Origin of the sequence: Sphaerisporangium sp. NPDC049002, from assembly GCF_040649355.1 — a bacterium.
Classification (GTDB): Bacteria; Actinomycetota; Actinomycetes; order Streptosporangiales; family Streptosporangiaceae; genus Sphaerisporangium.
Genome location: NZ_JBEZFH010000225.1, coordinates 1 through 12,190 on the forward strand (window position 1 = coordinate 1; position 12,190 = coordinate 12,190).

The 12,190-nt window shown below is 70.0% G+C and carries 7 protein-coding genes and 1 pseudogene; 4 read left to right on the forward strand and 4 right to left on the reverse strand.

What is annotated here, in order from left to right:
• Nucleotides 1–747 (reverse strand): AAA family ATPase (locus tag AB0B89_RS30595; protein ID WP_358559735.1); only part of this gene is annotated, 747 nt, incomplete at its 3' end.
• 714 nt (nucleotides 748–1,461) lie between these two features.
• Between AB0B89_RS30595 and AB0B89_RS30600 the strand changes: the two genes are divergently transcribed.
• The 3 genes from AB0B89_RS30600 to AB0B89_RS30610 all read left to right on the forward strand — a co-directional run bounded on the left by AB0B89_RS30600 (nucleotide 1,462) and on the right by AB0B89_RS30610 (nucleotide 6,862).
• Nucleotides 1,462–5,001 carry a discoidin domain-containing protein gene (locus AB0B89_RS30600; RefSeq protein ID WP_358559737.1) on the forward strand — a complete coding sequence of 1,180 codons (3,540 nt, stop codon included), beginning with the start codon at nucleotides 1,462–1,464 and terminating at the stop codon, nucleotides 4,999–5,001.
• Between the two features lie 272 nt (nucleotides 5,002–5,273).
• Complete coding sequence (locus AB0B89_RS30605; protein ID WP_358559739.1) at nucleotides 5,274–5,366, forward strand: DUF1203 domain-containing protein; 93 nt, start codon at nucleotides 5,274–5,276, stop codon at nucleotides 5,364–5,366.
• A 503-nt stretch (nucleotides 5,367–5,869) separates the two neighbouring features.
• Complete coding sequence (locus AB0B89_RS30610) at nucleotides 5,870–6,862, forward strand: alpha/beta hydrolase (protein WP_358559741.1); 993 nt, start codon at nucleotides 5,870–5,872, stop codon at nucleotides 6,860–6,862.
• A 187-nt stretch (nucleotides 6,863–7,049) separates the two neighbouring features.
• Here the strand turns inward: AB0B89_RS30610 and AB0B89_RS30615 are convergent, their stop codons facing one another.
• The 3 genes from AB0B89_RS30615 to AB0B89_RS30625 all read right to left on the reverse strand — a co-directional run bounded on the left by AB0B89_RS30615 (nucleotide 7,050) and on the right by AB0B89_RS30625 (nucleotide 12,094).
• Nucleotides 7,050–9,713 (reverse strand): exo 1,3/1,4-beta-D-glucan glucohydrolase, encoded by a 2,664-nt coding sequence (locus AB0B89_RS30615; RefSeq protein WP_358559743.1) that lies wholly within the window; start codon nucleotides 9,711–9,713, stop codon nucleotides 7,050–7,052.
• Nucleotides 9,714–9,837: 124 nt separating this feature from the next.
• A complete protein-coding gene (locus AB0B89_RS30620) occupies nucleotides 9,838–10,263 on the reverse strand; it encodes a PH domain-containing protein (protein WP_358559745.1) in 426 nt (141 codons plus the stop codon).
• Nucleotides 10,264–10,318: 55 nt separating this feature from the next.
• Entirely contained in the window at nucleotides 10,319–12,094 is a 1,776-nt protein-coding gene (locus AB0B89_RS30625; RefSeq protein ID WP_358559747.1) for a pyruvate dehydrogenase, read from the reverse strand.
• A 14-nt stretch (nucleotides 12,095–12,108) separates the two neighbouring features.
• Here AB0B89_RS30625 and AB0B89_RS30630 point away from each other — a divergent pair.
• Nucleotides 12,109–12,190 (forward strand): annotated as a pseudogene (locus tag AB0B89_RS30630) (acyl carrier protein); the annotation flags it as partial.

The following is a 12,190-nucleotide window of genomic DNA, read 5'->3' on the forward strand; positions in this document are numbered from 1 at the left end:
CGGCGGCAGCGACTCGGGCGGCGCGGCGGCTCCCGCCATCTGCTCCGGGGTCAGCGCGCCGACCAGTTCGGTGAGGGCGAGCGGGTTGCCTCGCGCGATGCGGTCGAGCGACGCCCGCAGGTCCTCGCCGAGCCCCAGGGGGGCCAGGTCGTCCACCAGTTCCCGGACGGCGGTCGCGCCGAGCCGGTCGAGGACGCGCACGGGGACGCCCCTCGGCGCGGTCCGGTCGTCGTGCGCCCCGAAGACCAGGGCGATCCGCTCGCCGTCCAGGCGCCGGGCGGCGAAGAAGAGGGCCTCCCGGCTGGCCTCGTCGAGATGGTGGAGGTCGTCGACACAGGCGAGGACCGGCTGGTGCGCGGCGGCCATGGACAGCAGGTCCAGTACCGCGGCCGACAGGGCGAGGCCGCCGTCGGCCACGCCCAGTTCCAGCGCCTTCCTGAGGACGGCCGCGCGAGCCTGGGGCAGCCGGGCAGGGGACTCCCGCAGCGGGCGCAGCAGGCCGTGCAGCCCGGAGAACGCCAGGCGGGACTCCGCCTCCACCCCGGAGGTCCTGAGCAGGAGGAAGTCACCGGCCTGGGCGGCGGCGAAGTCCAGCAGGGCGGTCGTGCCCATCCCCGGCCCGCCGAGCAGGAGCAGCGCCCCGCCCGAGCCGTCGCGGGCGCCGTCCAGCAGCCGCCGCAGGGCGTCCTGCTCGCCGCTTCGACCGCGGAGGGTACGTGCCTGCGTCGTGCGGGAGGCGGGAGACACGTACCCCAGTGTTACGCGCGCATGTCATGGCTGGAAGGGGCGTGACTGGAAGGTTTCACGCGCGGGGAGGAACCGGTGATTTCACCGATGACCCATATCGGCCGAATTACAGGGATACGGACATCCCGATACCCGGTGCGACCATCTCGCGCCCCTGGAACCGCCGGCGATCCGAGCCCTCCAGTCCCCCGGAACGGCCGACGCGCGCGGCCCTTGCGCCCCTCCTCTGGACGGGTCCGCCACTTCCGGACGACGGGTATCCAGGACCACAGATAACCCGAATTCGGGCAGACCGGGTGGGTTGGCCGTAACCGCTCCGTGTCATACCAAGCCGGGCTTTCCAAACCGTTGACGCGGCCGTAGCACGTATGTAACCTTTGGCCAACGACCTGCAAGATTCTTGCAAATCACTGTTCTATTTCTTTCTTAACTCCGCAAGTTCTGGCTGGAACGCACTGCGTCCGTGCACCCGCCCCGCCCCCATCCATGGAGGCCCAGGTGATGTCGGCTTCGGCATTGCGCGGTCGGTCGCCGCCCCCACGACCCTTCGGTTGCAGCGTTCATCGCCGTCTGCGTTGAGATCGGCACCCCCCAGCGACACCTCGAAGCGTCGCGCGGCGGAGGTCACGTACTCCCGCTACACCCTGTCGTTCCAGACGAGAGATAGAGAACTCAATGAAACTGAAGTACCCAGCGTTAAGGCTGGTCGCAGGCATGGTCGCGACCAGCCTGCTCGTATTGGCGGGGCCGGTGCTCCCGGCCTCGGCGGCGGGCCCCAACCTGGCGTCGGGCAAGGCCGCCTCGGCGAGCAGCTACGCCGACGTCTACCAGGCCGCCAACGTCAACGACGGCAACCCGGCGACCTACTGGGAGAGCGCGAACAACGCCTTCCCGCAGTGGGTGCAGGTGGACCTCGGATCCGCCGTCAGTGTGAACAGCGTCGTCCTCAAACTTCCGCCGTCGACCAGCTGGGCCACCAGGACCGAGACCCTGGTGGTGCAAGGCAGCACGAACGGCACGTTCTCCGACATCGTCGGCTCCGCGGGCTACACGTTCAACCCGGCGACCGGCAACACGGTGACGATCAACTTCACCGCGACCACCGCCCGGTACGTACGGCTGAACATCACCGGCAACACCGGATGGCCGGCGGGCCAGATCTCCGAGTTCGAGGTGTACGGCCCGGTCACCGGCGACACCCAGGCACCGACCGCGCCGACCAACCTCGCCTACACCGTGCCGGGTTCGGGCCAGATCAAGCTGACCTGGAACGCCTCCACGGACAACGTGGGCGTCACCGGCTATGACATCTACGCCAACGGCGCCCTGCGCGGCAGCGTGGCCGGCAACGTCCTGACCTACACGGACAACCAGCCCGACACCGCGACGGTGTCCTACTACGTCAAGGCCAAGGACGCGGCGGGCAACGAGTCCGGGAACAGCAACACCGTCACCCGTACCGGCACCGGGGGCGGAGGCTCGAACCTCGCCGTCGGCAAGCCGATCACCGCTTCGGGATCCGTCTTCACCTTCGTGCCCACCAACGCCAACGACAACAACGTGACCACGTACTGGGAGGGCAACGGCGGGGCGTACCCCAACACCCTCACCGTGCAGCTCGGCGCGAACGCCGACGTCAACTCGGTCGTGGTGAAGCTCAACCCGGACAGCTCGTGGGGCACGCGCACGCAGACCATCCAGGTCCTCGGGCGTGAGCAGAGCGCGACCACCTTCGCCAACCTGTCCTCGGCGACGGTCTACACCTTCAACCCCGCCTCCGGGAACTCGGTGAGCATCCCCGTCAGCGGCAGGGTCGCCGACGTCCAGCTCAAGTTCACCAGCAACTCCGGCGCCCCTGCGGGCCAGGCCGCGGAGTTCCAGGTCATCGGCACCGCCGCCCCCAACCCCGACCTGACGATCACCGGCATGTCGTCGTCCCCGGCCGCCCCGATCGAGACCGACGCCATCACGCTGTCGGCCACGGTCAAGAACATCGGCACCGCCTCCTCGGGCGCGACGAACGTCAACTTCTACCTCGGCACCACGAAGGTCGGCACCGCCGCCGTCGGCGCGCTGGCGGCCGGAGCGACGAGCACCGTCTCCGCCAACATCGGGGCGCGTGACGCGGGCACCTACGCGCTGAGCTCCAAGGTCGACGAGGCCGACAGCGTCGTCGAGCAGAACGAGACCAACAACAGCTACACCAACCCCTCCTCGCTCGTCGTCAAGCCGGTCGACACCTCCGACCTCGTGCCGGGGACCTCCTGGTCGCCCAGCAACCCGGCGGCCGGCAACAACGTCACCTTCTCCGTGGCGATCAAGAACCAGGGCACCGTGGCCTCCGCGGGCGGCGCCCACGCCATCACACTGACCGTCGCCAACGACGCCGGCACCGTCGTCAAGACGCTGACCGGCTCCTACACCGGCGCGATCGCCCCCGGCGCCACCACCAGCCCGGTCAACCTCGGCACCTGGACGGCCGCCAACGGCAAGTACACCGTGAAGACGGTGCTCGCCAACGACGCCAACGAGCTGCCGGTCAAGCAGGCCAACAACACCGTCACCCAGCCGTTCTTCGTCGGCCGCGGCGCGAACATGCCCTACGACAGCTACGAGGCCGAGGACGCCGTCGTCGGCGGCGGCGCGGCCGTGGTCGGCCCGAACCGCGACATCGGCGACCCCGCCGGTGAGGCGTCCGGCCGCAAGGCCGTCACGCTGAACTCCACCGGCAGCTACGTCGAGTTCACCACCAAGGCCAGCACGAACACCCTCGTCACCCGGTTCTCCATCCCGGACGGGGCGGGCGGCGGCGGCATCAACTCGACGCTGAACATCTACGTCAACGGCACCTTCCTCAAGCCCATCAACCTGACGTCCAAGTACGCCTGGCTGTACGGCAACGAGACCAGCCCCCAGAACTCGCCCGGAGCGGGGCCGCGTCACATCTACGACGAGGCCAACGTCATGCTCGGGACCACCGTCCCGGCGGGCAGCAAGATCAGGCTCCAGAAGGACGCCGCCAACACCACCAACTACGCGATCGACTTCATCAACACCGAGCAGGTGTCGGTGATCCCGAACCCCGACCCCGCCAAGTACGCGGTGCCGGCCGGCTTCACCCATCAGGACGTGCAGAACGCGCTCGACAAGGCACGCCAGGACACCAGCCTCGTCGGCGTCTACCTGCCGCCGGGTGACTACCAGACGTCCAACAAGTTCCAGGTGTACGGCAAGGGCATCAAGGTCGTCGGCGCCGGTCCCTGGTACACGCGCTTCTTCGCGCCGACCACCCAGGACAACACCGACGTCGGCTTCCGCGCCGACGCGACCGCCAACGGGTCGACGTTCTCGGGCTTCGCCTACTTCGGAAACTACACCTCGCGCATCGACGGCCCGGGCAAGGTGTTCGACTTCTCCAACGTCGCCAACATGGTGATCGACAACATCTGGGTCGAGCACATGGTCTGCATGTACTGGGGCGCGAACACCGACTTCATCACGATCAAGAACTCTCGCATCCGTGACACGTTCGCCGACGGCATCAACATGACGAACGGCAGCACGGACAACCTCGTCAGCAACAACGAGGCCCGTTCGACGGGTGACGACAGCTTCGCGCTGTTCTCGGCCATCGACGCGGGTGGCGCCGACGAGAAGAACAACGTGTACGAGAACCTGACGGCGATCCTCCCCTGGCGTGCCGCCGGCGTGGCGGTCTACGGCGGGTACGCGAACACCTTCAGGAACATCTACATCGCCGACACGCTGACCTACTCGGGCATCACGATCAGCTCGCTGGACTTCGGCTACCCGATGAACGGCTTCGGCGCCTCCCCGCCCACCACGTTCGACAACATCTCGATCGTCCGCGCGGGTGGTCACTTCTGGGGCCAGCAGACCTTCCCCGGCATCTGGATCTTCTCCGCCTCCAAGGTCTTCCAGGGCATCCGCGTGAACAACGTGGACATCGTGGACCCGACCTACAGCGGCATCATGTTCCAGACGAACTACGTCGGCGGCCAGCCGCAGTTCCCGGTCAAGGACACCATCTTCACCAACGTCTCCATCACGGGCGCCAAGAAGAGCGGTGACGCGTTCGACGCCAAGTCCGGGTTCGGCATCTGGGTGAACGAGCTGCCGGAGCCGGGCCAGGGCCCGGCGGTCGGCACGGCCACCTTCAACAACCTGACCCTCAGCAACAACGCCGTGGACATCAAGAACACGACGTCGACCTTCACCATCGTCCGCAACTGACACCAGCGGTTCAACGGCTCCGGGGGCCCACCAGCCCCCGGAAGCCGCCCCGTGACCGAAGTGCCGCCGGAGACCACCTCCCGGCGGCACTTCCGCGTCGATCGGCTGCAGGCCCACAACCAGGGCCGATTCCCGCCAGCACATCGAATCGGCGGAGCGAAGCATGGACCTATGAGCACTGTCCGTACATTCGCCATCGAAGCCGAGGTCCTCGCCGAGCTGCGCGTCCGCGACGATGCCGGGCGTCCGCCCCGCATCGTCACCCCCCCATCTTGGCTCAGCAGTTCGCGGACCCCGACGTGGCGCTGGTACATGTGCGGGCGGTGGAGTTCGGCTGTTTCCTGTTCGAGGTACACCGCGCCTGACCCCCGCACATCGAAGTCCACCGAGCCCTTTCCTGACGACGCAGGTCACAGGTACCAGGTCACCTCCGCCGCATGATCCCACCGCCGGACGCCGGGCCGGGGCGGGCGGTGGGATGATGCCGACCATGAAAGCGTCGAGTTCAGCACTCCACCGACGCTGCCCGCGACCAACGGGTACAGCCACGTCGCCCGCGTCCCAGAGACGGGTTCGTCAACCTGAACCGCCCGCCCACCAGCTCCCTCGTCCAGGTAGCATGCCTCTTCCACCCCGACATCCTCATCGAAATCGAAGCGGTGGCCGCCGTCCGCACAACCACCTGACCGGGCGGACCGGCGCACCGGACGCGCGGCTCGCCGTGCCGCCAGGCCGCCAGGCCGCCCACAGGGCCCGTGCCCGCTCCTTCTGAGGGAGGAGGGGGCTGCCACGGTTGAGGTGCCAGTGGCACAACGGGTTCGGCTGTGCGGAGGAGGGGCGGCGCGGGTCGCTTCCCTAGATTCATGGTGTGACAGATGAAGACATGAAGGTGGCGCGGCCCGGCAGACGGCGCCGGGTGTGGCGTTTGCTGCTGCGGATCACCACCTGGGGCGCGGCCCTGCTCGTGCTGGCGGCGGGCGTGGGATTCGTCTATGAGACGAACGCCCAGCGGGGCGACGCCGCCCACCACAGGCCGCCTGGACGGCTGATTGACGTGGGTGGCCATCGCCTGCACCTGTACTGCACCGGGACAGGCGCTCCCACCGTGGTGCTGGAGGCGGGGCTGGCGGAGTCGAGCGCGAGCTGGGAGGTGATCCAGCGGCGGCTCTCCGCCGGCAACCGGGTGTGCGCCTACGACCGGGCCGGATACGCCTGGAGCGAGGACGGCCCGTTGCCGCCTACGGCCGAGCACGCTGCCGAGGATCTGCACACGCTGCTGGCCGCCGCAGGGGAGGCGGGGCCGTACGTCCTCGTCGCACACTCCTATGGCGGGAACATCGTACGTGTCTTCGCCGACCGATGGCGGAGTCTGACCGCGGGGCTGGTCCTGATCGACGTCACGGACGAGACGGCCGTCTCAGCGCTGCGGATCTCCCGGCCTCTTCTGGCCGTCCAGTTCACCGCCGGCCAGCTCATCGCCCGCCTCGGCCTGCTCAGGCTGTGGGGCGACGCGCTCCTACCGCCCGAGGCCACCGGGGCGGCCCGCGCCCACGCCGTCGTCGTCTACGGTGCCAGGAGCATGGCGGCGGCCCGCTCCGAGGCCTGGACGTCGGTGGAGAGCGCCGCCCAGGTCCGCGCGACGGTCCGTCCGCGAGCGTGGGGGGACCTGCCGGTCGTGGTCATCTCCGCGGGAGGCCAGCCGACGGCCGTCACCGAGCAGGCCAGGCTCCTTGCCGCGCTTTCGACCCGCGGGCGCCTGGTGGTCGCGGCCACCACAGAGCACTACGTGCAGCACGCCCAGCCTGAACTGGTCCTCGGTGCCGTCCACGAGATCGTCCAGGGGGTCGTCGCCGCCCGTTGAGGGCACACCGCGTGATGCATAGGCCACTGTCACCTGGATAGCTGTGCACTTACAGCAGAGAAATAGTAACCGGTTGATAGGGGCTTTCTCATCGCCCCGCCGACGCTGAGAGTGCCACGGAAAGGGCATGCCCTTTCCGTGGCACTCTGCGGAACGGCCTACGCCGGTCCGCCTGTGGCAAGCCGGCTCATGTCAGGTCGGAGCACTTGCGGGCGTCGGGGTCCTTGGCGGCGTTCGGGGACCACCGGACATTGGCGAAGGACGCGGAGAAGGCGCCGTCGGTGTAGACGAGGAACGGCGTGTTGACGTTCTCGAAGTCCAGGTTCGAGGCGAAGCAGGACACCGGGATCTTGACGGTGGCCTTGCTCCCGGCCGGCAGGTTCTGGAACAGCGAGGTCGCCACCACCTCGGCGAAGCACGGGTAGACGCAGTGGGCGCTGATCACCGTCCTCGCCGCGGGAGCCTGGTGGACGATCGTGTCGAAGACCAGCGCGGCGTCGGCGTTGAGGTAGCCGCGCAGGTCGCTGCCGCCCGCGGGGTCCTGCATGTAGATCTGCGCGGGCCCGGTGCCGTTCCAGGTGGCCTTGAGGCCGTCCGCCTGCACGTTGACGTCCGAGGGCACGACGCTGATCTCGGCGTGCGCGGCGGTCCCGTCGACGCCGATCTCGGTGCCTCCCCAGTTCTCGGCGGAGCCGATGAAGCTCTTGTACGGCGCGACGTCCGTACGGTTGAAGAGCTCCAGGTCCTCGGTCGCGGTGCCGCCGCCGCCCGTGGAGCCGCAGGCGAACTCCGGCGAGGCCTCGTCGAGCGTGCCGACCGATCCGGTCTGGCCGTACCGCAGGCCGTAGCCGAGCGGGAAGAGCGGGTCGTAGCCCTCGCCGCCGGGGTTGAGCGGGGTCTGGCACGCGCTCTTCGGCCAGGAGTACGACAGCTTGCCGGTGTAGCCCTCGCTCCGGTGGGAGGTCCGTACGAGCTGGTCGGCGACGCCGCCGCCTTCCGTGCCGGGGAGCCACGCCACGACGAACGCGTCCGAGCGGTTGAGCTCCTTGTTGACGTAGAGCGGGCGGCCGGTGACGTACACGGTGACCACGGGCGCGCCCTTGCCGCGCACCTTGTCCAGGACCGCGAGGTCGCCGGGGTAGAGCTTGGCCGCCTCCAGCGTGCGGCGCCCGAGGTCGCCGACCCCCTCGGCGTACGGCGTCTCGCCGATGACCGCGATGACCGCGTCGTACGCGGCCGGGTCGACGCCGTCGGCGGTCTCACTGAAGGTGACGTTGGACGTGCCGAGCGCCTCGCGCAGCCCGCCGAGGATCGTCGTGCCGTTGGGGAAGTCGGCGTTGGTGTTGCCGGTGCCCTGCCAGGTAAGGGTCCACCCGCCGGTCTGGTTCTGCATGCTGTCGGCGCTCTTGCCGACCACGAGCACCTTGGAACGGGGGGCGAGCGGCAGCACCCTGCCGTTGTTCTTGAGCAGGACCTGCGACTCGCGGACGGCCTCGCGCGCGAGCTGCCTGGCCTGGAGCGCGTCGGCCGATCCGGCCTTGTAGCGGGCCGAGGGCCTGCGCGCGTCGAACACCCCGGCGCGCAGCTTGACCCGCAGAATGCGTGTCACGGCGTCGTCGACGCGCGCCATCGGGATCTCACCGGCACGCACCTGGGCGATGGTGTTGGCGATGAACGCCTTCCAGTCGTTCGGCACCATCACGACGTCGATGCCCGCGTTGATCGCCCGCGCGCAGCTGGAGTTGGTGCACCCGGCGACCTGGCCGATGCCGTTCCAGTCGGAGACCACGACGCCGTCGAAGCCCATCTTCTGCTTGAGGATGTCGGTGAGCGCGCGCTTGCTGCCGTGCAGCTTGCCCTCGTCGATGCCGAGGTCGGCGTTGGTCCAGCTGTTGAACGACGCCATGACGGTCTGGGCGCCGGCCGCGAGCGCGCCATAGTAGCCCTGGCCGTGGATGTTGATCATCTCGCCCTCGGAGGAGGGGTTGACCCCCTGGTCGGTTCCCTTGAGGGTGCCGCCGTCGCCCATGAAGTGCTTGGCGGTCGCGATGACGCCCTTGCCGCCGATGCCGCGCGAGTCGCCGCCCTGCAGGCCCCTGACGGCCTCGTACCCGTAGGCGCGGGTGATGCGGGGGTCCTCGGAGAAGCCCTCGTACGTGCGGCCCCACCGGTCGTCGCGTACGACGGCGAGCGTGGGGGCGAAGGCCCAGTCCTGGCCGGTGGCGCGGATCTGCGTTGCGGTCGCGGCTCCGATGTCGCGGACGAGGCAGGGGTCGTGGGCCGCGCCGAGGCCGATGTTGTGCGGGAAGAGCGTCGCGCCGTAGACGTTGTTGTTGCCGTGGACGGCGTCGATCCCCCAGATGACCGGGATCTTCGTCCGCGTGCCTTGCGTGGAGGCCTGCCAGTAGGCGTCGGCGAGGTCGAGCCAGGCCTTCGGCGTGGCGTGCTTGTCGCCGCCCGGCCAGGAGCCGCCGCCGTTGAGCACCGAGCCGATGCCGTACTGCGCGACCTCGGCCGGGGTGACGGCGGAGATCTCGGGCTGCGTCATCTGCCCGACCTTCTCGGCCAGCGTCATGCCGGCGACGATCTTCGCCACCCGCTTCTCGTCGGCGGGGTTCTGCTTGATGTCGCTCTTGACCTTCGGCCAGTCGGCGAGCGTGGGCAGGCTCTTCTCGATGCGGGCGCAGCCGTGGTCCGTGGCGGGCTTACCGATCACCGGCTGCCGTACGCCCTTGGTGGTGTCGGCGCCCGCGCTCGGGATGCCGGTGGCGCCGGTTGCCAGGATCGCCAGGCCGGCCATCACCGCCAACGCGCCGCGGCGAGCACCTGATCGGACAGGGGGTCTGGTCATGGAGCGTCCGTTCTTGAGGCACGGCGAGGATCGCGCGGCCCCCCGCAGCCGCACTTCGCAGATCTTGACCCTGTGAGAGCCCCGAGTCAATACCTCAATAGAGCGCTCTCTCAGATGGGCACGCTCAGCCCGACCTGAGCCGGAAGAGCTCGTCCGCCGCGTCAATGCACGACGCTCCCAGCTCGTGCGAGGAGAACAGGTGCAGCGTCTCGGCGGTCTCGATCTCCAGCAGGTCCCACCGCAGGCCGTACCGGGCGTTCTGTGCGACCCGGATGTAGGCCACCTCCGACCAGGGCACCCGCTCGCGGCGCGCGAGCCCGGTCACGACCGTGACCCCTTCGGTGTCGGCGGCCAGCCGTACGGGGGCGATCAGGTCGCGTGCGGCGAACCCGCCGAGGAGCACGGCGGCGGCCGCGCAGAGAAGCATGCCCCGTGTGTCACCGGAGACGACGACCGCGACGACGCCGAACGCGATGGCCGCCGCCGACTTGGCGGCGGTGAACTCGCGCCGGATCCGCCACTGCCGCGCCTGCCGGGATATGCCCGTCATGCACGCACGCTATCGCCCACACGGCTCACAGGCGTACCCGGCTTTCGTCCTCCGCTCAGTCGACGAGGTCCAGCGCCGCCGCGACGATGCTGTCGGTGTCGAGCCCGTGGTAGCGGTACACGTCGTCGAGGCCTCCCGACTGGCCGAACTCCGAGACCCCGAGGTGCGTGCCCGGCACCTGGTGGACGCCCGCGAGGAAGGCCAGCGTGTGGGGGTGGCCGTCGGCGACGGTGACGATCGGGGTCGCGCGCCGCGCGGGGAAGACGCTGTCGAGGATCCAGGTGGGCGCGTCACCGTGGCCGCCGCGGCTCCTGACGGCCTCGAAGACCAGCCCGGGGCTCGTCAGGCAGACGACGTCCGCTCCGACGCCCAGCTCGCCGAGGCGGGCCGCGGCGGCGAGCGCCTCGGTCACCACCGCCCCCATCGCCGCGATGGTGACGACGGGACTCTCGTGGCGCCTGAGGGGGTAGGCGCCGGCGACGACCTGGCGCCGCCGCAGCCCACGGGCGGCCGGGTCGGCCGGGACGTTCGCGAGGGTCTGGTCCACGGGCCGGGTCGACAGGCGCAGGTACGCCGAACGCCCGTCCGGCCTGCCGAGCCGCGCGAGGGACGCCAGCAGGCACCACTCCAGGTCGAGCGCGAACGCGGGCTCGTAGGCGGTGCAGCCGGGCTGCTCGATGCCGATGGACGGCGTCTTGATGGACTGGTGCGCGCCGCCCTCCGGTCCGAGGCTGACCCCGGACGGCGTGCCCACCAGGATGGACTGCCCTCCGGCGTAGATGCCGAAGGACCAGGGTTCGAGAGCGCGCTCCACGAACGGGTCGTACACCACGCCGATCGGCAGCAGCGGCTGGCCCCAGCGGGACCAGGTGGCCCCGAGCTCGCCGAGCAGTCCCACGAGGTTGGTCTCGGCGATCCCGAGCTCGATGTGCTGCCCGGTGGGCCGCTCGCGCCAGTGCAGGATGGTCTCGGTGTCGTCGTCGAACCAGTTCCTGCGCTCGTCGGTGGCCCAGACGCCGACCTTGTTGAGCCAGCCGCCGAGGTTGGTGCTTGAGCTGACGTCCGGGCTGACGGTGACCACCCGGGCCCCGGCGCCGGGCGCCTGGCGGGTGAGGTCGAACAGCGTGCGCCCGAGCGCGGCCTGCGTCGTCGCGGTGCCGTGCGGCGTGCGCCCGAAGTCCTCGGGCACGTCCGGGACGGCCTGCGGCGGTGGCGGCGTCCTGCGCAGCCTCCAGGCGGTGTCCGCGCAGCGCAGCGCGGCGGCGCTCCCCTCGGGGAACGGCGTCCACGGCCGCGCGGGGTCGGCGCCGACCCGTGCCGCGAGCGCGTGGAGCTGGTCGGTGGTCAGCAGGGAGGAGTGGTTCTGCGGGTGCCCCTCGCTCGCCAGCCCGTATCCCTTGACCGTGTACGCGAAGATCACGGTCGGGCGGGTGTCGTCGATGGCCGCGAACGCCTCGCGCAGGGCGGACAGGTCGTGCCCGCCGAGGTTGCGGATGGCGGCGTGGAGCGTCGTGTCGTCCACGCCGGCGAGCAGCCCGGCGATGGCTCCGGGGTCCGCGCCGGGGACGGAGGCGTACGTACCCGTGAGGCGGGCCCGCAGCTCGGTGGCGTCGCAGCGGAGCAGCCGCTGGTACTCGGGGTTCGACATGCCGTCGACGCGGGCGCGGAGCGCCTCGCCGCCCGGCCGCGCGAACAGGTCCTCCAGCAGCCCGCCGTACTTCACCGTCAGGACCTGCCAGCCGGCGGCGGCGAACATGCCCTGCAGCCGCGTGCCGCCCATGTTGGGCACCACCCTGTCGAGGGACTGGCGGTTGAAGTCGACGACCCACACGCGACGACCGCAGCACCTTCGTCGACCTCGGGCTGGACTCGCTGCGCCTCACCCAGCTCGCCCACCAGCTGTCGGACCGCCTCGGCCTGCGGTTGC